The following is a 24,990-nucleotide window of genomic DNA, read 5'->3' on the forward strand; positions in this document are numbered from 1 at the left end:
CCAATGTGCGGTCATTGTGTTCGCATGATGTGCGTTTGAGGCCGCTAGGGCAGTTCCAAGCCCAATTCTTGTGCCATGTCGTCGCGCGGAACGAATCCGATGAGGTCGCGGGCGCGGGACAGGTCCCAGGCGCTGCCGCGATTGCCTGAAACGGCGTTGACCACGATTCCGGGAGACGGCCAGGTGGTCGCGGCGGCGCGCAGCGCCGCTTCGACGACCCCGAGAAGGTCGCGGTTCGACAGCCACATGCCGCGGAACCAGGCCAGGTCGTGCCGCGCCGCCGCGTCGAGCGTGTCGAGGCGACTGTTGGGCGTGCCGGAGGCGGAGATGCTCGACGGGTGGTTCTCGCCCGGCTGGCACCAGCCGATGCGCAGGCTGACCGCGGTCATGCCGTCCCGGGTCGCGAGGCTGCAGCAGAGCCGCTCGCCCATCAGCTTGGCGACCGCGTAGGGCGTGCTGTCGTTGCTGCCGGAATCGTTGCGCCAGCGCGTGCCGGGCAGCGGCGGCAGGGACTCGTTGAGCGAGCCCGGCGTCGTCGCGATATCCGTGTCCTTGTAGCCGCCCATGACGTGGTTCGAGGTGGCGAAGACGAAGCGGCGAACGCCCGACTGCGCCGCGGCCCGGAAGAGCAGGGCGGTCATGTCGAAGGAGGCGGCCGAGTCGGTCCAGTCCGCCTCGGGGTAGGGGTTCTGCGCCGCGAGGTGGATGACCGCGTCGACCGATCCGATTGCGTCCAGCCAGCGGCGATCGTCCGCCTGACGCAGGTCTGCCTCGACGCAGGCGAGGCTCGCATGCCCAGGCGCCGGGATCGGTTCGAAGCGGCGGTCCAGCGCCACGAGCGCGTCGCACCAGGGCTCGGCGCCGAGGCCGGCGATCAGCTTGCGGGCGAGGTTTCCGTTGCCGCCGGTGATGGCAATGCGCATGGGAACTGTCCGATTTTCTGGAGAATGGGGAGAGGCGCTACATCCGTCCGCCATCGCGCGCGAGATTGGAGGCGATGCGGTCGCGAATGACGAAGATATGCGCCGTGACCGCCTTCTCGGCGGCGGCGAGATCGCCCTGCCGGATGGCGTCGATGATGGCGCGATGATCGGAATTGACCTGCAGCGCCGCTTCCAGCTCGCGGAAATAGTGCACTCGCATGATGTGCAGGTGGACGTGCAGGTTGCGGTAGAGCTCGAGCAGGCGCTGATTGCCGCCCGCGCCGACGATGGCGAGGTGGAAGGCGCGGTCCCACTCCACGAAATTGTCGTAGTCCGTGTAGACGTCGCCCGATGTGCAGCGCTCCATCTCGGCATAGGCGTGTTCGAGCGTGTCGGCGAGCGCGCCGTTGCGGCCCTCGCGGATCGCCTGGCGGATGCTGTAGAGCTCCGTCGCCTCGCGGATCTCGAAGATCTCGCGCATGTCGGCCATCGTTAGTTCGCGCACGAAGCAGCCGCGTCGCGCCCGGATCTCGACCAAGCCCTCGCTGGCGAGCCGCTTCATCGCGTCGATCACCGGCGTGCGGCTGACGCCGAGCTCGGCCGCGACCGTATCGATTGGAATCTGCTGCCCCGTCTCGAGCTCGCGCCGCAGGATGCGCTTGCGAATGGCCTCGTAGGTCTGCTCGGCCAGGTCGGAATGCTTTAGCGGCTCGAAGCCGGCAGAAGCCGACGCGCCGCGCGGAGAGCTGGATCTATCCCTGGACACGTGGAGCCTGCATCACTGTTTGGAACATCTCTTGACATGTAACATGTGAAATTTTACCGATCAACAAACATGGTCGTCGCCGTTCGCCAGCGGGGCCAGGCAAGTGGAGGAAGGGCGGGAGGACATGCATGCTGGCCCTTACGGCTGAGGATCGGGGCGCCTTGCTGCGCAAGGCCGTGGTGGTGCTGGTACCGCTGGTGGTGGCGCTCGCGCTGCTCGCCGTCATGCAGTGGCAGGCACCCAACTTCTTCCGTCCCAACAATCTGATCAACATCCTCGTGCAGACGTCGTCGCTCGGCGTGATGGCGATCGGCATGTGCATCGTCATGATCGGCGGCGGCATCGACCTGTCGATCCCGGCCAACATGGCGTTCTCTGCCGTGATCGGTGCGCTCGCCATGCGCTGGGGCGTTCCCGTCGGAATCGCCGTGATGCTGCTGACAGGGGCGGGGATTGGCCTCTTCAACGGCGTCGCCGTGGCGATCTTCGGCATGACGCCCTTCGTCGTCACGCTCGCCACCATGACCGTCGTCGGCGGCGCCACGGTCTGGATCACCAATTCGCAGAGCATTTCGGATTTTCCGGAGATCTTCTTCGACATCATGCTGGCGCGGCCTGGCGGTATTCCGGTCTCGGTCATCATCCTGCTCGTCGTCGCGGTCATCGCCTCGATGGTGATGTCGTCGACCGTGTTCGGGCGCTGGCTCTACGCGGTCGGGCTCAACCCGAAGGCGGCCCGGGTGGCGCGGGTGCCGCTCGAGCGCGTGCTGCTGCTCACCTATGTGATCTCCGGCCTGCTCGCCGGCCTCGCCGCCGCCATGCTGACGGCGCGTCTTGGCTCGGCTTCCGCCAATCTTGGCAATGACGGCGTCGTGCTCGATATCGTCAGCGCCTGCGTCGTCGGCGGCATTTCGATCTATGGCGGCTCCGGCCGGCCGATCGGCGCCGTACTTGGCGCGCTGTTCATCATCCTGATCGGCAACAGCCTGAACCAGCTCGGCGTCTCCTATTTCATGAACCTCGTCGTCAAGGGCGTGGCGATCGTCGCCTTCATCTGCCTCGACCGGATCACCGCGGGGCGTGCACGATGAGCATGGACAAGCCCGTTCTCGAATTGGTCGACATCCACAAGCGCTTCGGCAGCGCGGTCGCGCTGGCGGGCGCCAGCCTGACGCTCCGGGCCGGCGAGGCGCATGCGCTGATGGGCGCGAACGGCGCCGGCAAGTCGACCTTGATGAACATTCTCGGCGGCATCCTGCAGCGTTCCGAGGGCCAGATCCGCCTCGGCGGCACGGCGATCGAGATCGCCAGCCCGCGCGACGCGCGCCGGCACGGCATCAGCTTCGTGCACCAGGAGCTGAACATGCTGCCGTCGATGACGGTGGCGGAGAACGTTCTGATCGACGAGTTGCCGACCCAGGGCGGCTTCGTCTCGCGGAAGCGGATGCGCGAGCGCGTCGCCGCCATCCTGGAGCGGCTCGGCTGCCGCTTCTCGCCGGATGACACCGTCGAGACGCTCGGCATGGGCGACCGCCAGATGGTCGAAGTGGCGCGTGCGCTTGCTTCCGATCCGCGCATCCTGATCTTCGACGAGCCGACATCCTCGCTCTCCGAGCGCGAGAAGCGGCGGCTTTTCGAGGTGATCGGCCGGCTCAAGGCGGCCGGCACGGCTGTTGTCTACATCACGCATTTCCTCGACGAGATCTTCGAGACCTGCGAGCGCGTCACGGTCATGCGCAATGGCCAGACAGTGACGAGCGGACCGCTCGCCGACTATCGGCCGCACGACATCGTCACCCACATGCTGGGCGATGTGAAGCTGGAGGAGCGTCTGCGGCCGCCGCGCGCGCCGGAGGGCGAGCCGGTCCTCGAGGTCGACCGCATCTCGCGCCAGGGCGCGCTCGATGGCGTCTCGTTCAGGCTCCATCCCGGCGAGATCGTCGGCCTCTGGGGGCTGCTCGGCTCCGGCCGAACGGAAATCCTGCGGGCGCTCGTCGGTCTCGACGGGCTGGACGAGGGGGCGATCCGGCTGCGCAAGGACGGCCGGCTCCAGCCGGTGGCGCCCGGCGACCTGCATGCCGAAGTCGGCTTCGTCACGGAGGACCGGCGCGGCGAGGGCCTGCTGCTGCCGCTTCCCGTCGCGAGCAACATCTCGTTCGCCAATTTCGACAAGGTTCTGGGCCCTCTCGGCCTGATCGACCGCAAGCGCGAGCGCCGCTTCGGCGAGGCGTTCGCCGAGCGCCTCAAGATCAAGCTGCACGCGATCAGCCAGCCGGTGCGCACGCTCTCCGGCGGCAACCAGCAGAAGGTGGTGTTCGCCCGCTGGCTCGGCACGGCGCCGCGCCTGTTCTTCCTCGACGAGCCGACGCGCGGCCTCGACGTCGGCGCCAAGGGCGAAATCCTGAAGCTGACGGCGGCGCTCGCCGAGGGCGGCGCGTCGGTTCTGCTCGCCTCGTCCGAACTCGAGGAAATGATGAGCCTCTGCGACCGCTACCTGATCGTGCAGCGCGGCCGGATCGTCGGCGAGCTGCCGGGAACCGCCGACAAGGAAACGCTGATGCAGGCCCTGTCCGGTCCTGGAACGGGAGCCTGACCATGCGTGACAACCAGTCCACGAGCTTCGGCCAGTTGGCGCGGCGGCACGGCTTCCTCATCGTGCTCGTGGCGATCTTCGCCGTGTTCACGCTGGCGACGGATCATTTCGCCACCTTCGGCAATTTCATCGCCATGCTGCACGCGATGGCGCCCGTCGTCGTCATGTCCTGCGGCATGGCTCTCGTGGTGCTCGCTGGCAAGCTCGACATCTCGATTGGCTCGGTGGCGTTCCTGTCGTCGACCTTCGCCGTGCTGCTGATGAACAATCACGGCGTGCCTCCGGTCGTGGCCTTCGCGGTGACGCTCGCCGCCGGTGCGGCGCTCGGCGCGCTGAACGGCTTCATCGTCGTCGGGCTCGGCATCAATCCGCTGATCGCGACGCTCGGCACGATGATCGCGCTGCGCGGCGTCGCGCTGCAATTGACCAACGCCGTACTGATCCCGCTGCCGGAATCGGTGCGCTCGCTCGGCAATCTGTCGATCGGCCCGATCTTCGTCGACATTCTCGTCGCGGCGGTGGTGGTGATTGCCGCCGACCAGCTGCACCGCCGCACCGTCTTCGGTCGCCAGCTTAACGCGATCGGCAATGGCGAGGAGGTCGCCGCCAAGATCGGCATTCCGGTCGGACGGCGCGTCTTTGTCGCCTTCGTCCTTTCCGGCCTCTTCGCCTCGATCGGCGGGATCATGTCGCTGATCCAGGTCGGCTCGATCAGCGCCTATCTCGGCCGCGGCATGGAGTTCACGGCCGTTGCCGTGGTGGTCGTCGGCGGCATCAGCCTGTTCGGCGGGCGCGGCACCATCCTGCCCGGCGTCGTCCTCGGCGCGCTGACCTTCGAGATGATCGCCAACGGCCTCAACCAGATGAGCGCCAACCCCTACGCCTACAGGCTGGTCACGGGCGCGATCATCTTCGTCGCCATGTATGTCGACGCCATGAAGTCGGGCCGGATCCGGTCTCGGCGCAAGAAGCTTGCGGTCCGGGACGAACCCGGACGCTCCACGGGAACCATCGCAGAGACGACGTCCCGTCCATGAATGGGCGGGCGCAACAAGGGAGGCTAGAAATGCGCGTGTTGAACAAGGCCCTGTTCGCGGCCGGATGCATGATCGCGGCGACGCTGCCGGCGCATGCCAAGGATTTCACCGTCGGTCTGTCCTGGAACGCCATGGACAACCAGCTGCCGGTGAAGTGGCAGGAATACCTGCAGTCGGAAGGCGCCAAGCAGGGCGCCGCCGCCGACGTCAACTTCAAGTGGGTAATCAACGTCGCCGACGCCGATCCGACGCGCCAGGCGGCCAACATCGAGGACCTGATCAACCAGGGCGTCGACCTGATCATCGCGCGTGCCGAGGACGCAGCGGCGATCGGCGCCTCGATCCGCGCCGCCAAGGAGGCCGGCATCCCGTTTATGACCTTCGACCGGGAATCCTCGACTACCAAGCCGACTGTGCATGTCGGCGGCGACAGCTTCGACCAGGGCAAGACCACGGCGGAAGCTTTCGTCGCGCTGCTGAAGGATAGGGGCGTCACCGGCAAGTGCATCGAGCTTCAGGGCTCGCTGACCGACGTCAACGCCATGAACCGCTCGAAGGCCTGGCATGAGGTCACCGACAATTCCGGCGTCGTCACGACGCTCGTCTCGGTGCCGACCGAGTGGAACCCGGACCTGTTCCGCTCGGGCACGGTGAATGCGCTGCGGGCCAATCCGGACGCGAACTGCATGTTCCTCGCCAGCGATTTCGCACTGTCGGCGGTGCAGTCGGCGCTCGAGGGTGCGGATCGCTGGGCGCCGCGCGGCGACGCCAAGCATGTCTGGATCGCCACGCAGGACGTGTTCCCCGAGGCAGTGACGGCGATGCAGGGCGGCTTCATCGACGTCGGCACGACCTATGACGCCTACGCCCATGCGCAGGAGGCGATCCGCGTCGCGATCGAGCTCGCCAAGGGCGAGGACGCGAACTGCCCGGACGGCGTCTGCCTCGCCAAGGGCCGCCTCGCCACGCAGGAAAATATCGGGACGCTGGAGAATCTCTGGTCGCGTCCCGCGAACTGATCCACGATCCGCACCGGCCGCGCCCGCGCGGCCGGTGCTCATGAGGAGGCTATCGCATCTTGAAACAGGCACTTGTCACGGGCGGTGCGAGGGGCATCGGCTTCGGCGTCGCCGAGGCACTGCTCGCCGCCGGCTATGCCGTCACCGTCACCGGGCTGAGCGAGGCCGAGGCGGCCGCCGTACCGGCGCGCGATCATCTCGCCGCCGTCGTGCTCGACGTCACGGATCAGGCCTCGGTCGACGCGGTCCTGTCGGGCTTCGAGAAACTGGATGCGCTCGTCAACTGCGCCGGCGTGCTCTTTCGGGGGCGGGAATACGACATCGACGTGTTCCAGAAGGTCATCGACGTCAACCTGACCGGCACGATGCGGATGTGCGTCGGCGCCCGGCCGCTGCTGGCGAAGCAGGGCGGCGCGATCGTCAACACGGCCTCGATGCTTTCGATTTTCGGTGGCCCGCTGGTTCCGGCCTATACCGCCTCGAAGGGCGGCGTGGCTCAACTGACCAAGGCGCTCGGCGTCGCCTGGGCTGAGGAAGGCATCCGCGTCAACGCGGTCGCGCCCGGCTGGGTGGCGACCGAAGTGACCCGCGGCATCGTCGAGGATCCGGTTCGTTCGGCCGGTATCCTCGGTCGCACCCCCATGAAGCGCTGGGGCGACCCGCGCGACATCGGCGACGTCGTCGCCTTCCTGTGCTCGGACGCAGCCCGCTTCATGACCGGCACGGTCGTGCCGGTCGACGGCGGCTACGCATCGGTTTGAAAGAGAGAGATACGATGAGCGAAAACACCACGGCCAACCGCACCAGCCTCGAGACCGATGCCGACGCGAAGCGTGTTCCCTACCGGCACCCGCAGCCGAAGGAATCCTTTCCAGAGATCGTGATTCCCAACGCCATCCCAACGGATGAGCGCCTCTGGGTGCCGCAGCAGGAGAATGTCTGGTTTCGTCCGCTCTGCCTGTCGGCGAGCCGTGGCTACTGGATGAACCTGCTCCGCGTTCGGAAGTCGGGCGTGCTGTCGCGCCATCGCCATCCGCAGCCGGTGCATGGCTGGGTGCTCAAGGGCAGCTGGCACTATCTCGAGCACGACTGGACGGCGGAGGAGGGCTCCTATGTCTACGAGGCGCCCGGCGAGACCCACACGCTCGTCGTCGAGCCGCACGTGACCGAGATGATCACCCTGTTCCAGGTCAACGGCGCGATGATCTATGTCGATCCCGACGGCGCCGTGCAGGGCTATGAGGACGTCTTCACCAAGATCGACCTCTGCCGCAAGCACTACACCGATATCGGCCTCGGCGAGGGCTATATCGACCAGTTCATCCGCTGATCGCGGTCGCGTTCAAATGAAAGGGCCGGCATCCGAGGATGCCGGCCCTTTTCTGTTTCGGGTGCCGCGCCTAGCGGATCGGCGGGGCGTACTGGATTCCGCCGAGCGACCAGAGCTGGTTCATGCCGCGCGGGATGCCGAGCTTGGAGCCGACGCCGAGATTGCGCTCGTAGCTCTCGCCGTAATTGCCGACCGTCTTGACGATGTTGATCGCCCAGTCGTTGTTGAGTCCGAGCTTCTCGCCGAAGCCGCCATCCGTGCCGACGAGCCGCATGACGTCGGGCTTCTTCGACGCCTTGGCCTCGTCGACGCGCTCGGACGAGACGCCCAGCTCCTCGGCGTTCAGCATGGCGTTGTGCACCCAGGTGACGAGCGCGCGCCACTTGGCGTCGTCCTGGCGCACCACCGGGCCGAGCGGCTCCTTCGAGATCACGTCCGGCAGGATGAGGTGATCGCCGGCATCCGCCAGCGTCGCGCGTTCCGAATAGAGCTGCGATACGTCGGTGGTGATGACGTTGCACTTGCCGGACTTGTAGTTCTCCAGCGACTGCTCGGGGCTGTCGGCAGCAACCTTGGTGAACTTCATCGTGTTGGTGTCGAAATAGTCGACGAAGTTCTGCTCGCTGGTGGTGCCGCTCTGGACGCAGACGGTCGCTCCATCCAGCTCGAGGGCCGAGACCTTGCCGCTGTCGCGCTTCACCATGAAGCCCTGGCCGTCGTAATAGGTGACGCCGGCGAAGGCGAGCGGGAGATCCGTCTCGCGGGACATCGTCCAGGTCGAGTTGCGCGACAGGAGATCGACCTTGCCGTCCTTCAGCGCGTCGAAGCGCTCGGCGGCGGAGAGGGGGACATAGGTCACCTTCTCCGGATCGCCAAAGACGGCGGTCGCGACGGCGCGGCAGAAGTCGACGTCGAAGCCGCTCCACTTGCCGGCGTCGTCCTTGGACGAGAAGCCGAGCAGGCCTTGGCTGACGCCGCAGATCAGGTTGCCGCGCTGCTTCACCGTATCGAGCGTGCCCGCATTGGCGGCGGCGACGCCGCCGAGCGTGACCGCCAGGGCAAGGGCCGCCGCGCGGCCGGAAATTACCTTCGCAGGAAACATGGTCGCCTTCCCGTTGATTGCTCGCTGAGGCAGCCCCGGTCGGGGATGCCGGAGAATGCCTGCTAGAGCTTCGCCTGCTGGCGCACGATGACCTTGGTGCCGACCGGGACACGGTCGAAAAGGTCGATCACATCGTTGTTCACCATGCGGAAGCAGCCGGACGAGAGCGCGTGGCCGATCGTCTGCGGCTGGTTGGTGCCGTGGATGCGGTAGACCGTGTCACCGAGATAGAGCGCGCGGGCGCCCATGGGGTTGCCTTCGCCGCCCGCCATGAAGCGCGGCAGGTAGGGCTGGCGCTGGATCATCTCCGGCGGCGGACGCCAATCGGGCCATTCCGCCTTGCGCGAGATCTTCAACAGGCCGGACCACTGGAAGCCGTCGCGGCCGACACCGACGCCGTAGCGGATGGCGCGGTTGTCGGGCTGGACGAGATAGAGGAAGCGCTCATCGGTGTTGATGATGATCGTGCCCGGCTTCTCGTTGCTGCGGAAATAGACCGGCTGCGGACGGAACTCCGGCGGCAGGATCGAATCCTGCTTCGACGGCACGAATCCGGGCTGCTCGTTGATCTGCATCGTTTCACGGGGCGCGGCCTCGGCTGGCGCGAGCGGCGCCAGGGTCGCGACGGCGACGCCGGCCAGCGCGATGGAGAGAGGGCGCCGGAGCATCTGGCGGATCAATTTCACCGCTTTGTCACGCATGGGAACCTCAGGATTTGAACTGTGACGAAATTGGGCCCGGCCTGGCCGGGCCGTCCAATCAACCGGTCGACGCCGCGGGGGCGGCCGCAGGCTGACCGCAGCGCACGAACACCATGGTGCCGTAGCGGGCGGTCACGCTCGGATCGACCCAGGGCGCCACCATGACGCCGTCCTGGAAGGACGTGATCTGGCGATCCTTGGGCGTGCCGGCCGGGCCGGGCGGCCCGAGATAGACGCGGCCGCCGGCCGTCTTCAGCACCAGCTCGCTGGGCTTCGACTGATCGGCGAGATACATCATCACGCCGTTGTTCGGACCGCGCGTGATCACATAGGGATTGCTGCAGTAGCGCCGCGCCTCGTTGATCGTGCGCGGCAGGTCGGCTTCCTCGCGGAACGAGCCGAGGCCCCAATTGCCGATCAGTTCATCCGTGGTGACATGGACGGTCGGAGCCGGCTGGACCGAGGGGCCGGCGCGTTCGGTGACCGAAGCGCAGCCCGCGATCGCGAGCAGCGCGGTGGCGCCGACCAGCCACCTGGCAGCCCTGCCGCCGGGCGTTCCGGGCGGACTGGCACTCTCCGATGCGATTGCGGCTTGTTCCATACTCTCCCCCTTCTGCGGCCAAAGGCGGGAGGCTCCCGGTTGCCGCAGTGCGTTCACCATCAGGCAGCACACGATTCTGCGCAGCATGATGGCGGGGATGCGGCGAAAATTGCAACTAGGCGAGGTGGCGGCGCTCGCTACTCGGCGGGCTGGCGAGCCTGCTGGGCGAGCATCGGTGCGCGGCGGAGCGGATCGACCTTCTTGATCGGCCCGGCCTTGGGCGCGCCTGGCTGGGTGCGCCAGTTGACGCCGGCGATCGTCACGATACGGCTGCCGCGGAAGTCGACCTCGTTGCGGATGTGGCCATGCTCGGACATGTAGGTCAGAAGCCAGCGGCCGCGCGATGGCGACCGGCTGCCATAGGCATTGGCCAGCGCCTCGTCGGTCGGGCAGGGCGCCTCCTCGCGTGCCGCGCGGGCCAGCAGCAGGAATACGCCCTGCATCTCCTCCGGCAGGCTCTCGGCGACGGTGAGGACCTGCTCCCAGGCTTCGTCACCCCTGTCGGAGGCGACGCCGGCGCGCGCCAGCGCCAGGCGCTTGCGGAAGCTCGGCATGTCCTGGCCGAAGGTTCCGAGCTTCTTGATCCGGCAGTGGAACAGGAAGTCCTGGTAGATCAGCGGCGCCGGGCGGAAGGCGGTGTCGGGGTCGGACATGATCTCGGCATAGACGGCGTCGAGCAGTTCCTGCTTCTCCGCCTCGGTGCGCGTGTCGGCCTCGGCTTCGGGCGTGGTGTCGAGCGGGCCGGAGGTCTCGATCTGGCGAATGAGCTCGGCCGTGCCGCGGGCGCGCGAGACGCTCGGCGCCGGCATCGGCAGGAGGTCGTCCTCGCCGCCCTCGAAGATCAGGTCCTGCATGTCGGCCTGCGCCATGTCGGGCAGCGGCATGAGAACCGGGCGGCCGCTGCGGCCGGCGGTATCGACCGCGCCGATTCGAATCGGAATCGGGCGGCGCGACAGGGCCGGGCCGAGCGCCACGAACTGGCCGGGCTCGAGATCGCGGAATCCCTCCGCCTGGCGGCGGTCCATGCCGAGCAGGTCGGCGGCGCGCGCCATGTCGATGTCGAGGAAAGTTCGCCCCATCAGGAAGTTCGAGGCCTCGGCGGCGACGTTCTTGGCCAGCTTGGCGAGACGCTGTGTCGCCACGATGCCGGCGAGGCCGCGCTTGCGGCCGCGGCACATCAGATTGGTCATCGCGCCGAGCGAGAGACGGCGGGCTTCGTCCGATACTTCGCCGGCTACGGCGGGGGCGAAGATCTGCGCCTCGTCGACGGTAATCAGCATCGGATACCAGACGCTGCGGTCGGCATCGAACAGGCCGTTCAGGAAGGCGGCGGCGCAGCGCATCTGCTCTTCGGCGTCGAGGCCTTCGAGATTGAGCACGACGGAGGCGCGATGCTGGCGGATGCGCAGCGCGATGCGCTGCAGCTCGTTCGGGCTGCGCTCGGCGTCGACGACGGTGTGGCCGAAGCGCTCCGAGAAGGAGACGAAATCGCCCTCGGGATCGATGATCGCCTGCTGCACCATGCCGGCGCTCTGCTCCAGCAGGCGGCGCAGCAGGTGCGATTTTCCGGATCCGGAATTGCCCTGCACGAGAAGGCGCGTCGAAAGCAGCTCCTCGAGGTCGAGCGTGGCCGGTTGCCCCGTCGAGTTGGTCCCGAGTTCGATTCCTGCCTTCATGGTGCTCCATCGCCTTGCGCGCTCGGCTGGACCCTATCACGGCCGGCCGGGGCGTCGGGATGCCCCTCGCGAACTCCACAGGAGATCGGCCGCGCGAATCCGCGCACCGCCGGTGGCGGGCAGGCGACGGCATGGTCGCTTGCGGGATTTGATCCAGGTTCGGTCAGAGGGGAATGGCGCGCCCTAGGGGAATCGAACCCCTCTCTCCACCGTGAAAGGGTGGCGTCCTGACCGATAGACGAAGGGCGCGGCGAGGCGGTTTATAGAGGCGAAGCCCCGGAGTGACAAGACCGTTCGCGCATCGTGTTTTCGGTCTGTGGATAGATGTGCCGCCTCAGGGCTGAGGCGGCACGGAATTGCTGGCTTTTACCACTTGCCGGTGTTCGGCATCGAGGCCCAGGGCTCCTGCGGCGGCAGCGGATCGCCGGCCTGAATCAGCTCGACCGAGATGTTGTCGGGCGAGCGGATGAAGGCCATGTGGCCGTCGCGCGGCGGGCGGTTGATGGTGACGCCGCCCTTCTGCAGCTTGTCGCAGAGCGCGTAGATGTCATCGACGCGATAGGCGAGGTGACCGAAATTGCGGCCTTCGCCATAGACCTCGGGATCCCAGTTGAAGGTCAGCTCGACCTGGGCGTCCTCGTCGCCGGGCGCCGCGAGGAAGATCAGCGTGAAGCGACCCTTCTCGTTCTCGATGCGGCGCACTTCCCTGAGGCCAAGGAGATTGTAGAACGCGATCGACTTGTCGACGTCGGTGACCCGGACCATCGTGTGAAGATACTTCATGGGGCGTTTTCCCTTTCCCAAAATGGCATGGTCGGTTTCCTCGGGCGGCGGGGCTGACCCGCGCCGATGAATGGCCCCACCACCATAGCGATGGCATCGGAAAACGGGAACCCGGATCGGGCCGCGCGGGCCGTGACGGAAATCCACGGTTGTGGCCAGGAAGTCACTGGTCACGGCTACGTCCGATGTTATTGTTCTCTTAAGAATCGACGGCGATCGAGTTCCTGCAACGGCGCCACGCAGTCGACATAGGTGCATTCGGCCTGAGTAAGGGCCTATCCGGGGGCCGGCGATATGGGTTCCAAGAACAGCGCTGAACCATCCTCGGCCGCAAGGCCGGAGGAAGAGGGCGGGCTGGATCTGTTCGAGGTGGTCGGTTCGATCAAGTGGTTCGACGCTTCGAAGGGGTATGGCTTCATCCTGCCCGACGATGGTTCGCCGGATATCCTTTTGCACGTGACCTGCCTGCGCCGTGACGGATTCCAGACCGCTTACGAAGGCTCCCGTATCGTTTGCGAGGTCGTGAAGGGCCAGCGCGGGCTGCAGGCTTTCCGGGTCATCAGCATGGATGATTCGACGGCTATCCATCCCGCCCAGGCCGGTCCGCCGCGTACCCATACGGTCATCGTGCCGACAAGCGGGCTCGAGCGCTGCATCGTCAAATGGTTCAACCGCGTGAAGGGCTACGGCTTCGTGACCCGCGGCGAGGGGACCGAGGACATCTTCGTTCACATGGAGACGCTGCGCCGCTACGGGCTGACGGAGCTGCGGCCCGGCCAGACGGTGCTCGTCCGCTTCGGCGATGGCGACAAGGGCCTGATGGCCGCCGAGATCCGCCCGGATGGCGGATCGCCCGGCACGTCGTCGCACTGACCGTGACGGCGCCGTCCCGACTGCGCGGTTCCCTCTGGTTCGGTCTGCTTTCGATCGCTTGGCTGGTCCTTGCGACGGGCGTTGCCGTCCGGGCGGCCGACCGGCCGACCGTGTCGGTGGCGACACGATCCGGTACCCACACGCTCACCATCGAATGGGCCAGGACCCCGTCCGAGCGGGCGCAGGGCCTGATGGGGCGCGAGCGCATGGCGGACGGGCACGGCATGCTGTTCGATTTCGGCAGCGAGCAGCCGGTCTATTTCTGGATGAAGGACACGCCGCTGTCCCTCGACATGATCTTCATCAAGGCGGATGGCCGGACGACGCGCATCGCGCATGGGACGACCCCGTTTTCGGAAGATGTCATCCCGGGCGGCGAGCCGGTCCGCTATGTTCTGGAACTCGTCGCGGGCGGCGCGAAGCGCATCGGCCTGCGTCCCGGCGACCGGTTTCGGATTCCGCCGCCCTGAACCCGCCGGGGCCGGCCGGTGTTCCGCTGTTGAGGTCCCGATTTGTCGCTGCTCTACGCCTTGAAGACGTGGGGCCGAACGTGTAATCCACCCATGTCGCGAATGTCGGGGCATAGCGCAGCCTGGTAGCGCATCTGGTTTGGGACCAGAGGGTCGCAAGTTCGAATCTTGCTGCCCCGACCACTCGCACGACGGATGTTTTGATTGGAGGCGATCCGACGATGGTTGCGCGTATCTTCCGGCCAAGCCGCAATGCCATGCAGTCCGGCAAGGCCAAGACCGAGCGTTGGATGCTGACCTACGAGCCGGAGGTTCCGGTCTCGGTCGAGCCGCTCATGGGCTATACGTCCTCGACGGATATGAAGCGCCAGATCAAGCTCTACTTCGATACGCAGGAAGAGGCGATCGCCTACGCCGAGAAGTACGGGATCCCGTACCAGCTCTTCACGGCGCAGGACGACACGCGCAAGAAGATCTCCTATTCGGACAATTTCCGCTTCGGTCGCGCGCAGGCCTGGACGCACTAGTCGTCGCTCTCGCGCCCCTGCGACCGTCGCGGCGTGTTGACGGTTTGGCCCCGTAGCTCAGCTGGATAGAGCAGCCGCCTTCTAAGCGGCAGGTCGCAGGTTCGAGCCCTGCCGGGGTCGCCAATCATCAATCTAAGATATTGAAATCATTGGTCTAAAATTCCCAAACTTTATTGGGGTTGGGAATCTTTGGCCCCGAAATGTTCTTCGACGAGCGTCACGGCGGCGCTCGAAAGCCGCTTTTGCGCGGCCATTCGGGTGTAGCGCTCAACCTCATCCATAGACGAGTGGCCGGTTATCGACATGATCTGATTCGCCGAGCAGCCAGCCTCGGCCATCCGGCGCGCCGCTGCTTTCCTGAGACCATGAAGCACGCACCGATCCGGCAGCCCTGCGCCTTCGATGGAATCGGCCATATAGTTGCCATAGCCGGCCACCGCGAAGGGCTTCCCGAACGAGGTGGTCAGGATCATTACGTGAGTTCTGGGCCATGCATCCAACGCGGCTCGCAGCGAACGATGCACTGGGATGGAGAGCTTGGCCCCGGTCTTCTCCTGGATGACGTCGATTCGGCCTGTCGCCGGCTCATAGTCCCTCCACGTCATAGAGCAGACATCGTGGCGCCTCTGGCCAGTGAAGAGGTGCAGCGCGAAGGCGGTCCGCTCGCGAGACCCTAGCGGCCATCGCGTCTCGAACTGCGCAATCTCTTCCTCTGTCCAGGTGTGATAGGTGCCCTCGGCGAACTTCTTGATGCCGCTTGTGGGGTCGTCTGGCCGCCAACCGTTCGCAATCGAGAAGCGGATCAGCATCCGGACTATCTTGAGCAGGTTGTTCGCGCCCGCCGGGGTGGCCGCTTTCCTGCCCACGATCATCGTGACATGTTGGCGGGTCATCTGCTTGACGAGGCGGTGGCCGTGTTCCTCGCAGAACCGGTCGATCAGTCCTCGGTTCTTGGCGCGCGTTGACGGCTTCAATGCGAGGAAGTCGGTCGAGACGTAATAGTCATGCGCCAGCCGGGCAAAGGTGCCTTCCTCTCCGCGATTCTTTGCGGGCTTCGCCTTCGGGGCTGCCGCTGCTGCGGCCTTGGCGTAGGCGTCCAGAAAATCCGGCGCCCCGATGTCGGGCAGCGGGATGCGCTGGCATCCTGGCGCACGGTAGTAGTAGCGCATCCGGCCGTGCCGATCCTTGAAGCGGTCGATGTGCTTCAAGTCCATGGTCACTGGATGTCGGCCCATGTGTCGACCTCTACCTCTTCCTTGTGAGGCAGAGATTTGAACGCCGCCCGCAGTTCGTCAATGTCATAGACGAATCGGCTTTGGATGCGTCTCGGCTGGGGCATGACGCGCGACTGGACGAGGGCTCGGAAAGTCGTCGCCGACACACCGATTGCGGCTGCGGCTTCTGTCTCGCCAAGACCGAGCACGACCGGGAGCCCGGCAAGGATGCTCTTGCGGCTAGTGCTCATCACATCTCCCTGACTTCAATGCCGGCCGCCTTGGCCCGCCGCACCATGTCGGCAGTGCCTCGGCCTCCGGGGAAGGCGATGACCAGATCCGGCCTGCCCTCATCGATCATGCGCTGATTGCGGATAGGGCCGGCGGCGCGGCCGTGAGCTTTCCAGTCGGCCGGGAACTTGCGCAGCGGAAATCCGAAGCGCTCCGCCCATTCGGCCGCGAGGGTATCGGCGCCGGTCGCCATGCCGCTGATGACTTCGCTAACCTCTGGCGGCCCGAGGCTGTCGAGCATCCACCACAGGCGGGCCTTGTCCGAATAGTCACGACCGCCGCATACTAGGACTATCATGTATTTCTGCCTCGGCAAGAAAGCACGCTGACAGGTTCGTCAACACCTTGAACGCAGCCGAAGCTGGTATTACTTAAGCTTTGCGCAATGATGCGCAAAGGATCGGTCATGTTAGTAATTGACAAAGACAACATCGACGGCGGCTTGGTTAAGTCGTCTTGGGTCGACGGTAACACGCGGGTCGTCCGTGCAAGTGAGCTAATCGCCGAGGCGAAGCGCAAGGCAGACAAGGAGGCCCAGCTCGGCAAATAGGCCATGCTCATCTCTCCTCCTCCCTTGCCACAGCCGGCGGGGCGGGGAGGGGCGGGATTCGGATGCCCTGATACCGTCCTTCGATGTTCGCGGGGATGCAAATGCCACGGGCTTCGCTTACCCAGTAGTTGCGGTATGCGTCCCACTTGTAGACCGCAGGCTCAAACCACCTTGTCTTGAAGCCCGGAAGCGGCAGGGAGTGGGTAGTGGCCAAGATCTGGCCTTCCTTCTCGATTTGGTCGACGCTCTGCCACTCGCTCATGACGGCTCCCTCATCTGCTCGATGTGGGCGCGGAGGCGCTTAGCGATTTCGATTGCTGCGTCTGACCGGCCGATGTTGAAGTGCTGATTGGCTTTGGAATGAGCGGCGATGCCCGCAGCGATGGCGGCATGGTTCTGTTCGTCGGCGATCTGGGCAAACTCCTCCGCCAGGATCGGGAAGGCGGCGCGTAGGGTCCGCTCCGCACTCTCCCGAGCAAAACGCTCGGCGACTTCTCTCCGGTGCGGGATGCCGACGAAGTTCTCGGCGTCGAACGCTGCAGGTGATCCAGCCCGCGCCCCGGCCTCCACGGCCTTCTCCCAAGCCTCATTCCCCATGGCGGGGCTCATCGGCGAGAGAGCGGATGGCGGTAGACAGGTGCCGCGCCTCTTTGGCTCGACCGCTGCAAAAATGGCGAGCGGGGCTGTCGAAGACCTGTGACGCAACAACGCTCTCCGTCTCCTTGGCGCTCTCGTCCGCGATCCGCGCCGCCGCCTCGATCCCCTCCTCATAGCTCCGGGTTGCGGGAGGCGGAGGCGCGGCGGCGAGCATGGCCATAAACTCGTCGGCAACCTTGATGCGGATCTTAGCTTCGAGCGACGCGCCGACATCCTGAAGCGCATTGGCTTCGCGTTCGATGCGCAGACCCTTGTCCTTCACACGCTGAACGATTGCGGCGAAAGCTTCCCGCCACCCCTCCGGCACCGCCACGGCTGGCGCGGGCGGGGAGGCGATACTATCAAGGGCGCGGACGATGTCACCGGCCCGGATGTTCCCAACTATTCGCGCTTCCGGCACCCAATGCAGGGCGCAGTGACGTAGCGCCCCGAGCACCTTCAGGTAAGGCGCATCGTCGGTATTGTCACAAACATTGTCGCTCCAATTGACCACTTCTGTCGGCGGCGCGGAGGCGTATAGGGGCGTCACTTTCACGTTAGGCCCGGGCGCGGGAATATATGCTGGTGGCCGGATAAGCGTCGGTTCAGCATACTTTTGCTCACACCAGTACCCGAACGGCTCGTCGGCGAGGCGCAGCGCGGCGGCGAGGGCGAGCGGCACAGTGTAGAAGTCAGTCGGCTCTGGCGATGCCCATGCGATACCTTCGCCCAATCCATCCTGATATGCGCGAATATGATCAGCGTTCATCCACGCCACGGGCACCGCCACGGCTGGCGCGGGCTCGACCAGAGCTAGAGCCTCTTCGAGCACGCGACGGAAGTCCGTAGGCGAGCCGCTTAAGCCAAAGTCTTTGGCCTTGTTCCACGCCGCATTGACCATCTCCGTTGAGACGATCGGCTTGACCGCCACGGCTGGCGCGGGCGGGGAGGCGTAGAGGGGACGCTCTTCAAATTGCAGTCCGTCGTCGCCGGCAAGGCCTGGGCTGCCGAACTTGCCTTCGCGCCACTCCGTCCAGTCCGTCCATTCGAACGGCACCTGCTGCTTTCCACCGTCCATCCGCGACACGCGGATATGATGCTGCCACTCGACCGGCTCAGCGGCCGGGGAGGCGCGGCGGTCCATGGCGAGGATCGCGGCGCGGGCCATTGCCTCGCGCTTGCGAGCCCCGACGTGCTCATAGAGGTCGTCGGTGTTGTCGAACTCGATGGCGGCCTCGCCATCGTAGACCAGCTCGTAGGTGTAGATGCCGTCGACCAGACGGATCAGCGTCATTCGGTAGCCGACATCAGCATCGTTGATGGCGTTCGCCACCCGCTCGACTTCCTCGGCTGTCGGCTCAAGCTTCACTTCGCTGGTCATGTCATTGCTCCGGGGAGAGGGAGGGGCAGTCATTCGCACGCTCCGATTTCAGAGCAAGAGGCGCCGGCCTCGAAGCGGGCCATGAGGTCGTATTGACGGCCGCCGTGGGCGGTCATCGCCCATTGCATCTTGGATCGAATGCCGTGCTGGCCGCGCTCGACCTTTGTGCCGTGCTCGTAGAGAGGATCGTCTGTCACGCAGAAGAACGTAGCTTCGCCGCGTTTCGAGACATCGCCGGCGATAGTTTCCCATTCCTCGACGCGCTCGATCACGGCGGGGTCGATCCGGCCTATCAGCCGCAGCTCGTCCTTCTTGGCGAAGATGCAGGGCCAGCAACCGACGCGATCCGCGCCCTGTGCATAGAGGGGGTTCGGCGCAATACCATGCCGGTCATGCATGGCGAATACGTCATCGCGCTTCCAGGCGTGGATGGGGCGATAGGCATAGGCGCGCCAACCCTGCGCCTGATCGCGCTCTCCTTTGCGCAGTGAATAGGGGGCAGGGTTCATGCGCTGCCAGCGCGACAGGTCGCGTCGAGCAAGGCTCTCCTCGCCTCGAACGCCCATCCACGACACAAGGGTCCGCCCGGCGGCGAGGATGGGCTTCTGGACGCCGTACCACATTGGAACGATCTTCAGCTCGTCGGTGCAAAAGCGAGACTTGGCGCCGGGGAACCGACCCTTGACCATAACCAGATCGAGGAAGGGAATACCGGTTGGCACCATGAGCGCCGCCGCGCGCTCGACGCGCTCCATGGGAACGCCAGCCGCCGGCCATTTCCCCAGGATGAACGCTCGCTTGCGCGCCATCGCCTCGGTGAAATCGGCCTTCACGCGCAGGATCGGTGGGCCGCCGGCGAGATCCGCCAGGCGGTCAACATATTCATAGGTTGCTGGGTGCTCATGTCCGGTGTCGGCGAACACGGCCGTGAACGGCATCCCGCGCTCAATGGCGAGCAGGTACAGCGCTGTGCTGTCCTTTCCGCCGGAGATCGAAACGACATGCTCCCACGGCTGGGGATGGTTGCGACCGATCGGCAGGCGGCGAGCGTGCCGATACTGGGGATTGGGGTGATATTCCGCCATCACCCGCTCTCCTGTTCGAGAGCGGCGCGGCCTTCTGCCGGCATCCTGGCTGCGCGGGCTTTTGCTTCAGCTGCCGTCGCAGTAGCGAAGGCATGCGCGACCGTGGTGTTCTTAATCGCCTCGGGCGCGATAACCATTGCGAGAGCGGCCTGACACTCGTCCAGCGCCTCATCCTTCCGGGCGACCTCCGCGCGCAGGCGGGTGATCTCGGCGGCTTGCGCGATGGCGATATCCAGGAGCTGGGGCGCTGCTGCAATCAGGCGAGCGTCGGGGCAATCGATCCCGCGCACGTCATAGCGGTAGACGCTGCTATCGGCCTTTGCCTGTTCGACGCCGCGCACCGCCCGGTCGCCGACCTCGAACTCTAGCAGCCGGGAGGCGTCGACCAGCCCGCCGCGCGCCGGTTGGAACTCCGGTTGCGCGCCGCGCATCCCCCATCGCCTGAAGCTCATCACATAGCGACGGCCGCTGTGCCTCGTGGCGAGATAGAGCGAATAGCTGTTGGCATTGCCAAACCAACCCCACGGGCCCGGCGTATGCCCGCCATTGGCAAGCTGCTCCACCAGCCCATCGCGCTCTTCACTCGGTGTCGGGGTCATGGCGACAACTCCCGTCCCATGAAGTCGGCAAGCGCCAGGGCGGCTAGGAACACAAGCGCAGCCGGAAGCTCAGGAAGGTACGAACGGAGGGAGGGGAGGCTCATGACGAGCCTCCCGTGGCCTTGGCGATAGCGGCGCGTGCGGCGATCACCTCGCGCACCTTCTCCGCATCCCAGAACCCAGCGTCCCCGCTCTCCACGAGTTCGACGTACATGTCGATCATGCCCGTGAGCGCCGCCAGCAACTCCGGTGCTGCCGCGATCAGGCGAGCGTTGGCTTCGATCCTTGAAGCCACAGCTCGACGGCTGATGACGATTGCCAGTGGGTAGCCGTCGTTGAGGCCAACCCCCATACTTTCCATGTAGTGGGCGTCAGAGGAGATGGAGTGGTCACCAAGGTCCACGACTCTCCAGACGCCCGGCGTGTGCTTATGCTCACTCATGTGCCTCTCCCCCAGTCTGGGCGCCCCTCTGGCGGGCGGAGAGCATGGCGTCGGCGATGCGATACGAGTGGACCGCGAAGTTCTCGATCGACGCGGCGTTCGGCATGTGCTTGTCGAACGAGGCGATGACGGCCCCTACCACCTGAGCCGCTAGGTAGTCCCGAAGCGTGATTCCGGAGTTCCGGTCATGGCCATACGGGATAGGGTGCACCGGCCCGCCGTCTTCGATGCGCTGGCTCATGCTGATCTCCGTTTGAACGGGCGGCTGGGGATGCGCGACTTCTTCTCGCGCGGCATGCCGGGCTCCTTGGCTAGAAGCAGAGCCCGAAACTCGGCCTGCGCGGCTGAGAGCCGGCGCGCCTTGCCGATCTTGTGCTGATCGCCGTCCGCGACGCTCGCGCGTCTCTCACCGCCGGCGCCTGACGTCTTCTGCCGATGGCAGGTGCGGTGAAGCGCTTGGATGTTCTCGGGAGTGTCGGCGCCTCCGAGAGCGAGCGGGGTGGAATGGTCCCAGTCCAGGCCCTTCAATTGCCCAAGCTTTTCATGGCAGCGGGGGCACCGAGCCTGGCGGGCCATGATCTCGAGTTTCTCAGTGACGGTCAGCCGCCTGCGCTCGCCGCTCATCGGCAAGCCTCCCGGCAGAGGCGCGCGCATTCCTCGATCGTGATCTCGGCATTCACCCGCTTGCGATGAGCGTCGGTGATGGCGCCGGCCGCGATGGCGATGGCCGAGCCCTTCTCGACGGCCTTGCCCTTCCAGAAGCGGATCCGGACTTCCTCGATCGCGAAGTCGGCGCGCTCGGCGTCCAGTTCCTCGACATAGAAGCGCAGCAGTTCTCGATCATCGGAAGAGAGGCCGACCCGGGGGGATTGGGCCGGCCCCTCTTCCACGCCGGCCGAGCTCTCAAGGGGCACCAGGGGGAGCTCGGCGGGTTCGGATTGATGTTCGGCCTCCGTCGTCGCGGGCGGGACCGTGTGTTCGGTCGTGGTGGCGGTGGCGATCTCGGCCTCGACGTTCGCGGACGAGAACCCGGTCTCAGCCTGGCGCGCGCCGCCGAGCCGGTCGGCCATGGAAGAGCGCGGCGTCACGTCGAACATCCGCTCGTATTCGTCCGGCTCCATGATGCCGGAGAAGCCGAAGGCATATCGGGCGCACTGGATCGCCGCCTTATGGCGCAGCATCCGGTTGGGCCACTTCTTCCAGGGATCGGTCTGGCGCGAGCACTCGCTCATGTATTCGATGACCGAGACCGGGCGGGCACGGTCCTTGCGGAACATGCGGCACTCGACCGAGTAGAGCTTGCCGTCGTCGCCGTGCGTGTCGGCGAACTCCATCCCATCGAATTGCGGGTGCGAGTTGATGAGGTTCATCCAGCCGTCGATGGAGACGATCGGCGTGATGCCGCCGCGGTCCGGGAAGGCGTAGATCTCCTTCGTCAGCGGATTGAGGTCGTATTCCTTGGCGACCATCAGAAAGGCCGCGAACTGTTCGTTGGAGCAGTCGCCCTTGATCACGGTGGCCTTGATGGCGCTCACGAAGGCGGCCGGCTCCATGTCGTACTTTGCGGCCATGGAATCGACGAGGGAGCGCTTGGGAAGCGTTGAGACGTTGCTCACTTCGCACCTCCCGTCGGTAGGCTTTGGAACCAGGCTTCAGCGTCTCGGACGGGGATCAGCGTCCGCCGCCCGGCCTTCCTCGCCCCGAGGCGCCCCGAGGCGATCTCTTCGTAGGCCAGACTCTTGCCGAGGCCGTACGCGTGGCAGAACTCGGCGACCGTGAGGGCTACCTTGTCGATCCTCTGCTCAGAGCTGGTCATGCTGCGATTTCCTGCTGGATGAAGGCGCGGCGGTCGGCGGCGCGGCGGCGGGCGAAGTCGGAAAGGCCGATTGGGGCGAGGTCGGACATCGATCCGCCCGGGCCCGGCCAGGTGTTGGTCTTCAGGCACTTGGCAAACAGGCGGAGCGCGGCACGAAGGTCGCCCTCAGCCTCCTCAATGTGATCCTGGCGGATGACGCGGACCTCGACGCAGTGTGGCGGCGCCTTCTCGACGAAGACGAGCGCGAAGTCGTTCATGTCGATGCCGAGGACCGCCTTGGCGCCCCACTTCACGAGGGCTGCCTGCATGTCGAGCCGGCCGTCGGATACGGCGCGCGATAGGTCTTCCGGCGCCACGCTCGCGGCGGTCTTGAGGTCGGCGAAATCGCCGGAGGCCGTTGGGATCGCGTCCGGCCGAGCCTTGAGCCAGATTCCGGTTTCCTCGTCCTGCCAGATCATGCTGTGCTCGATCGCACCATCCAGGATGCCGCCGGCGATCAGGGGATGAGCCTGGAGCGAGGAGCGCATGCCTCGGATCGCTTCGATCTGACCGGACGTGAGCACGGTCAGTCCAGCTTCTGCCTGGTCAGCGAGCCATGCCCGGCAAGACGCGTTGTTGCCGTTCCAATCCCTACCATCTGGAGCTTTGGCAGGGCGCACAAGGAACAGGCGCCCGAAGTCGCGCTCTCCCAAGAGAAGGTGGTGGGCTGCTTTGCCGAGGATCATGGGCTCGGTCGGCACATAGGGTATGCGGTTGGGATTGATGGCCGACGACTTCCAGTAGTGCGCCGGGCTATCGATGAAGATCGTCCGCAGGCCGCTCGAGCTGATGCTCGGCCCGTTGGTGCACTGGCCGTGGTAGCGCTCGATGTCGAGGTCGACATAGCAGCCGGGAGACGTGATGACGCCGTCCGGCGCCGGGATCGCTTGTTCCAGCATGATTGCCTCGCGTGAAGCGGTCAGCGCCGCTCGTCGTCGCGCCAGTGCGCGGTGAATTCGGAAGGGCCTTCGTCGGTCCGCCGGTCGGTGAGCATGGCGAAGACGAAGCCCGTCAGGACGGTGAAGAGGCCGAGGCCGACGATCAGGTAGATCGCGATGTCGCCCTTGGAGAACGTCATGCGGTGGCGCGCCTTCCTTCGACGATGTCCTGGCCGAGCAGTTCGAGGCTGTCGCCGCGGAGTTCAGCGAGCCAAGCCTGCAGGCGGCCGAGCGAGAGGGAGCTGGTCCGCTGGGCGGGCAGGTCGACCACTCCGCGCTTGCCCTGCTCCTGCAGCCTGTCGATCCAGTCCTCCTGGATCTCGATTGCTCGCTGGACGAACCGGACCTGCTTGGCGCGATCGCCGGCCTGACCCTCCATGACGCAAATCATCGCGAAGATGCCGGCGAGGTAGGCGTCTGCGCTCTCGTCTCCGGTGGTGCCGACGGGCGGCTTGGTCCTGGTGCGCAGAACCTCGTGCGAAACGCCGGCGTCGCGGGTGAGAGCGGCGAGAATGGTGTGTGTGCCGGGCAGAGGGCTCATCGCGATTCCTCCACCGGGGCGCCGACGGTGAGGCCGAGCTCAACCAATCGCCGAATCGCCTCGGCCCTCGTCGCAACGCGCGACTTAAACCGCCAGTCATCGATTGCCTGCACTTCGGCTTCAGTCATCATCACCGGAACACGATGATCCTTGGGAATGACTGCCATCACGCGGCCTTTCGATCAGAGGCGATGCGCCGGTTGCGTCGGGTGTTCCGGGCGGTCCAGCGGGCGTCGGCAACCTGTTTGGACACCACCTCGGAAAGCTGCTCGTCGGTGAGCCAGTCCGGGCCGTGCCGGCGGATCATCGCGGCAACGGCGTCGGTCAGCGCGCTATCGCCGAACGAACGCATGAACTCGACTTGGCGCTTGCGGGAGGCGGCCATCACGCGGCCACCTGCGTGCACTCGGCGCCATACGGGCGGGTCCAATCGCCGGCGACGTCATCCGGCACCCAGCGGTCGCCGTCGAGCGTCACGCCGAGCGCGGTCTCGACGAAGGCGATCGCCGCCTCGTGGTCCTCGCGCTCGTCTCGCAGATACCGCCCGATCAGCGTCTGGATGTGCTCTGCGACCTCGCGGGTGACGTCGAGCGTGGTGCGGTCCGACAAGTCGACCCGCCACACTTCGACAACGCGGTCGGCGTTGTAGAGACCGCGAACGATCACCTCGGCCGCGCGCCGGGCCGACGTCATTCCATCCTGTTCGGAACCCTCGACCGACCGGCCGGCGCAGAGCCGAAGCGTCTCGTCGTTCTCGCAGATCAGCATGTAGAGCGTGTTGCTCATGGTGGGTGCCCTCACCGTGCTTCGATGAGAGAAGATTGCGACAATCGCAAATTGCTGTCAATCGGAAAATTGCGATTGACGCAAATTTAGATTTGCGCGAGACATAGCCCATCCGCCGCCCTGGCCGTGTCGAGGAATCGACGAGGCTCACTCAGCGAGGGCGGATCGCGCGGGGGTCGAAAGTCCTACGGTGCGGCTGAGGAAACTGAGGACGGGCAGGCCGAGAGGCTGTCCTGCCGTATGCGACCGACCGACGTGACGGTTCTTGTCG

36 protein-coding genes and 3 tRNA genes are annotated in these 24,990 nt (G+C 65.7%); 11 read left to right on the plus strand and 28 right to left on the minus strand.

Annotation, left to right across the window (positions count from 1 at the left end; translation table 11 throughout):
• Nucleotides 1-44: 44 nt before the first annotated feature.
• Both G539_RS0100720 and G539_RS0100725 read right to left on the minus strand, forming a co-directional pair.
• Nucleotides 45-923 carry an NAD-dependent epimerase/dehydratase family protein gene (locus tag G539_RS0100720; RefSeq protein ID WP_029073520.1) on the minus strand — a complete coding sequence of 293 codons (879 nt, stop codon included), beginning with the start codon at nt 921-923 and terminating at the stop codon, nt 45-47.
• 37 nt (nt 924-960) lie between these two features.
• Nucleotides 961-1,689, minus strand: coding sequence for a GntR family transcriptional regulator (locus tag G539_RS0100725; RefSeq protein WP_029073521.1), 729 nt, complete (start codon nt 1,687-1,689; stop codon nt 961-963).
• A 128-nt stretch (nt 1,690-1,817) separates the two neighbouring features.
• On the opposite strand from G539_RS0100725, the gene G539_RS23135 reads away from it, so the two are divergent.
• From G539_RS23135 to G539_RS0100755, 6 genes are read left to right on the plus strand one after another with little or no spacing between them, the layout of a single operon-like run.
• A complete protein-coding gene (locus G539_RS23135) occupies nt 1,818-2,780 on the plus strand; it encodes an ABC transporter permease (RefSeq protein ID WP_084639676.1) in 963 nt (320 codons plus the stop codon).
• A complete protein-coding gene (locus tag G539_RS0100735; RefSeq protein ID WP_029073522.1) occupies nt 2,777-4,282 on the plus strand; it encodes a sugar ABC transporter ATP-binding protein in 1,506 nt (501 codons plus the stop codon). Before G539_RS23135 ends, G539_RS0100735 begins: the two co-directional genes overlap by 4 nt.
• Before the next feature lie 2 nt (nt 4,283-4,284).
• Nucleotides 4,285-5,319 (plus strand): ABC transporter permease, encoded by a 1,035-nt coding sequence (locus tag G539_RS23140; protein ID WP_051230951.1) that lies wholly within the window; start codon nt 4,285-4,287, stop codon nt 5,317-5,319.
• Between the two features lie 29 nt (nt 5,320-5,348).
• Complete coding sequence (locus tag G539_RS0100745) at nt 5,349-6,338, plus strand: sugar ABC transporter substrate-binding protein (protein ID WP_029073523.1); 990 nt, start codon at nt 5,349-5,351, stop codon at nt 6,336-6,338.
• A gap of 59 nt (nt 6,339-6,397) precedes the next feature.
• Nucleotides 6,398-7,099: an SDR family NAD(P)-dependent oxidoreductase gene (locus G539_RS0100750; RefSeq protein WP_029073524.1), complete on the plus strand. Its 702-nt coding sequence runs from the start codon at nt 6,398-6,400 to the stop codon at nt 7,097-7,099.
• A gap of 14 nt (nt 7,100-7,113) precedes the next feature.
• Entirely contained in the window at nt 7,114-7,668 is a 555-nt protein-coding gene (locus G539_RS0100755) for a 2,4'-dihydroxyacetophenone dioxygenase family protein (RefSeq protein ID WP_029073525.1), read from the plus strand.
• Between the two features lie 70 nt (nt 7,669-7,738).
• On the opposite strand, the gene G539_RS0100760 is transcribed toward G539_RS0100755, so the two are convergent.
• From G539_RS0100760 to G539_RS0100785, 6 genes are all read right to left on the minus strand, one after another.
• Nucleotides 7,739-8,770 carry an amino acid ABC transporter substrate-binding protein gene (locus G539_RS0100760; RefSeq protein WP_051230953.1) on the minus strand — a complete coding sequence of 344 codons (1,032 nt, stop codon included), beginning with the start codon at nt 8,768-8,770 and terminating at the stop codon, nt 7,739-7,741.
• A 62-nt stretch (nt 8,771-8,832) separates the two neighbouring features.
• Nucleotides 8,833-9,471, minus strand: coding sequence for a L,D-transpeptidase (locus G539_RS0100765; RefSeq protein ID WP_029073527.1), 639 nt, complete (start codon nt 9,469-9,471; stop codon nt 8,833-8,835).
• A gap of 58 nt (nt 9,472-9,529) precedes the next feature.
• A complete protein-coding gene (locus tag G539_RS23145; RefSeq protein WP_051230955.1) occupies nt 9,530-10,072 on the minus strand; it encodes a hypothetical protein in 543 nt (180 codons plus the stop codon).
• Between the two features lie 137 nt (nt 10,073-10,209).
• Nucleotides 10,210-11,748, minus strand: a complete 1,539-nt coding sequence (locus tag G539_RS0100775; protein WP_029073529.1) for a helicase HerA domain-containing protein — start codon at nt 11,746-11,748, stop codon at nt 10,210-10,212.
• A 174-nt stretch (nt 11,749-11,922) separates the two neighbouring features.
• Nucleotides 11,923-11,997 (minus strand) — tRNA-Glu (locus G539_RS0100780).
• Between the two features lie 117 nt (nt 11,998-12,114).
• Nucleotides 12,115-12,531, minus strand: coding sequence for a VOC family protein (locus G539_RS0100785; RefSeq protein WP_029073530.1), 417 nt, complete (start codon nt 12,529-12,531; stop codon nt 12,115-12,117).
• Nucleotides 12,532-12,825: 294 nt separating this feature from the next.
• Here G539_RS0100785 and G539_RS0100790 point away from each other — a divergent pair, with 294 nt between their 5' ends.
• The 5 genes from G539_RS0100790 to G539_RS0100810 all read left to right on the plus strand — a co-directional run bounded on the left by G539_RS0100790 (nt 12,826) and on the right by G539_RS0100810 (nt 14,524).
• A complete protein-coding gene (locus tag G539_RS0100790) occupies nt 12,826-13,404 on the plus strand; it encodes a cold-shock protein (protein WP_029073531.1) in 579 nt (192 codons plus the stop codon).
• Between the two features lie 2 nt (nt 13,405-13,406).
• Nucleotides 13,407-13,874 (plus strand): DUF192 domain-containing protein, encoded by a 468-nt coding sequence (locus tag G539_RS0100795; RefSeq protein ID WP_051230957.1) that lies wholly within the window; start codon nt 13,407-13,409, stop codon nt 13,872-13,874.
• Nucleotides 13,875-13,980: 106 nt separating this feature from the next.
• Nucleotides 13,981-14,057, plus strand: a tRNA-Pro gene (locus tag G539_RS0100800).
• A gap of 38 nt (nt 14,058-14,095) precedes the next feature.
• On the plus strand, nt 14,096-14,401 hold the full coding sequence (locus G539_RS0100805) for an ETC complex I subunit (RefSeq protein ID WP_029073533.1): 306 nt from the start codon (nt 14,096-14,098) through the stop codon (nt 14,399-14,401).
• Between the two features lie 46 nt (nt 14,402-14,447).
• A tRNA-Arg gene (locus G539_RS0100810) sits at nt 14,448-14,524 on the plus strand.
• 47 nt (nt 14,525-14,571) lie between these two features.
• Here the strand turns inward: G539_RS0100810 and G539_RS23150 are convergent.
• The 20 genes from G539_RS23150 to G539_RS0100915 all read right to left on the minus strand — a co-directional run bounded on the left by G539_RS23150 (nt 14,572) and on the right by G539_RS0100915 (nt 24,719).
• Nucleotides 14,572-15,609: a tyrosine-type recombinase/integrase gene (locus tag G539_RS23150; RefSeq protein ID WP_169516598.1), complete on the minus strand. Its 1,038-nt coding sequence runs from the start codon at nt 15,607-15,609 to the stop codon at nt 14,572-14,574.
• Nucleotides 15,610-15,617: 8 nt separating this feature from the next.
• Complete coding sequence (locus G539_RS0100820) at nt 15,618-15,866, minus strand: helix-turn-helix transcriptional regulator (RefSeq protein ID WP_035829779.1); 249 nt, start codon at nt 15,864-15,866, stop codon at nt 15,618-15,620.
• The gene (locus G539_RS0100825; protein WP_245576775.1) at nt 15,866-16,147 is read right to left on the minus strand and encodes an SLOG family protein; all 282 of its coding nucleotides are present in this window, start codon (nt 16,145-16,147) and stop codon (nt 15,866-15,868) included. Before G539_RS0100825 ends, G539_RS0100820 begins: the two co-directional genes overlap by 1 nt.
• A 53-nt stretch (nt 16,148-16,200) precedes the next feature.
• Nucleotides 16,201-16,467 (minus strand): hypothetical protein, encoded by a 267-nt coding sequence (locus G539_RS26880; RefSeq protein WP_156911706.1) that lies wholly within the window; start codon nt 16,465-16,467, stop codon nt 16,201-16,203.
• On the minus strand, nt 16,464-16,718 hold the full coding sequence (locus G539_RS0100835; protein ID WP_029073536.1) for a hypothetical protein: 255 nt from the start codon (nt 16,716-16,718) through the stop codon (nt 16,464-16,466). Before G539_RS0100835 ends, G539_RS26880 begins: the two co-directional genes overlap by 4 nt.
• Nucleotides 16,715-17,053 carry a hypothetical protein gene (locus G539_RS0100840; protein ID WP_156911708.1) on the minus strand — a complete coding sequence of 113 codons (339 nt, stop codon included), beginning with the start codon at nt 17,051-17,053 and terminating at the stop codon, nt 16,715-16,717. The genes G539_RS0100835 and G539_RS0100840 overlap by 4 nt, the downstream gene beginning before the upstream one ends.
• On the minus strand, nt 17,043-18,473 hold the full coding sequence (locus G539_RS0100845) for a hypothetical protein (RefSeq protein WP_029073538.1): 1,431 nt from the start codon (nt 18,471-18,473) through the stop codon (nt 17,043-17,045). The genes G539_RS0100840 and G539_RS0100845 overlap by 11 nt, the downstream gene beginning before the upstream one ends.
• Before the next feature lie 29 nt (nt 18,474-18,502).
• On the minus strand, nt 18,503-19,558 hold the full coding sequence (locus tag G539_RS0100850; protein ID WP_084639680.1) for a phosphoadenosine phosphosulfate reductase domain-containing protein: 1,056 nt from the start codon (nt 19,556-19,558) through the stop codon (nt 18,503-18,505).
• A complete protein-coding gene (locus tag G539_RS27475) occupies nt 19,558-20,157 on the minus strand; it encodes a hypothetical protein (RefSeq protein ID WP_245576776.1) in 600 nt (199 codons plus the stop codon). Before G539_RS27475 ends, G539_RS0100850 begins: the two co-directional genes overlap by 1 nt.
• 100 nt (nt 20,158-20,257) lie before the next feature.
• Nucleotides 20,258-20,599 (minus strand): hypothetical protein, encoded by a 342-nt coding sequence (locus G539_RS23160; protein ID WP_156911710.1) that lies wholly within the window; start codon nt 20,597-20,599, stop codon nt 20,258-20,260.
• Nucleotides 20,592-20,840 carry a hypothetical protein gene (locus G539_RS23165; protein WP_035829781.1) on the minus strand — a complete coding sequence of 83 codons (249 nt, stop codon included), beginning with the start codon at nt 20,838-20,840 and terminating at the stop codon, nt 20,592-20,594. The genes G539_RS23160 and G539_RS23165 overlap by 8 nt, the downstream gene beginning before the upstream one ends.
• Nucleotides 20,837-21,223 carry an HNH endonuclease signature motif containing protein gene (locus G539_RS0100875; RefSeq protein ID WP_156911712.1) on the minus strand — a complete coding sequence of 129 codons (387 nt, stop codon included), beginning with the start codon at nt 21,221-21,223 and terminating at the stop codon, nt 20,837-20,839. Before G539_RS0100875 ends, G539_RS23165 begins: the two co-directional genes overlap by 4 nt.
• Nucleotides 21,220-22,215, minus strand: coding sequence for a recombinase RecT (locus tag G539_RS25950; protein ID WP_051230964.1), 996 nt, complete (start codon nt 22,213-22,215; stop codon nt 21,220-21,222). The genes G539_RS0100875 and G539_RS25950 overlap by 4 nt, the downstream gene beginning before the upstream one ends.
• The gene (locus G539_RS0100885) at nt 22,212-22,415 is read right to left on the minus strand and encodes a helix-turn-helix domain-containing protein (protein ID WP_029073541.1); all 204 of its coding nucleotides are present in this window, start codon (nt 22,413-22,415) and stop codon (nt 22,212-22,214) included. Before G539_RS0100885 ends, G539_RS25950 begins: the two co-directional genes overlap by 4 nt.
• The gene (locus G539_RS23175; protein WP_051230966.1) at nt 22,412-23,353 is read right to left on the minus strand and encodes a PD-(D/E)XK nuclease-like domain-containing protein; all 942 of its coding nucleotides are present in this window, start codon (nt 23,351-23,353) and stop codon (nt 22,412-22,414) included. Before G539_RS23175 ends, G539_RS0100885 begins: the two co-directional genes overlap by 4 nt.
• Nucleotides 23,354-23,373: 20 nt before the next feature.
• Nucleotides 23,374-23,532 (minus strand): hypothetical protein, encoded by a 159-nt coding sequence (locus G539_RS26885; protein WP_156911714.1) that lies wholly within the window; start codon nt 23,530-23,532, stop codon nt 23,374-23,376.
• A complete protein-coding gene (locus G539_RS0100900) occupies nt 23,529-23,933 on the minus strand; it encodes a hypothetical protein (protein ID WP_029073542.1) in 405 nt (134 codons plus the stop codon). Before G539_RS0100900 ends, G539_RS26885 begins: the two co-directional genes overlap by 4 nt.
• Nucleotides 23,930-24,100, minus strand: a complete 171-nt coding sequence (locus G539_RS27260) for a hypothetical protein (RefSeq protein ID WP_169516599.1) — start codon at nt 24,098-24,100, stop codon at nt 23,930-23,932. The genes G539_RS0100900 and G539_RS27260 overlap by 4 nt, the downstream gene beginning before the upstream one ends.
• Complete coding sequence (locus G539_RS0100910; RefSeq protein WP_029073543.1) at nt 24,100-24,318, minus strand: hypothetical protein; 219 nt, start codon at nt 24,316-24,318, stop codon at nt 24,100-24,102. Before G539_RS0100910 ends, G539_RS27260 begins: the two co-directional genes overlap by 1 nt.
• The gene (locus G539_RS0100915; RefSeq protein WP_029073544.1) at nt 24,318-24,719 is read right to left on the minus strand and encodes a hypothetical protein; all 402 of its coding nucleotides are present in this window, start codon (nt 24,717-24,719) and stop codon (nt 24,318-24,320) included. Before G539_RS0100915 ends, G539_RS0100910 begins: the two co-directional genes overlap by 1 nt.
• Between the last annotated feature and the right edge of the window lie 271 nt (nt 24,720-24,990).

The organism is Kaistia adipata DSM 17808 (genome assembly GCF_000423225.1).
Classification (GTDB): Bacteria; Pseudomonadota; Alphaproteobacteria; order Rhizobiales; family Kaistiaceae; genus Kaistia; species Kaistia adipata.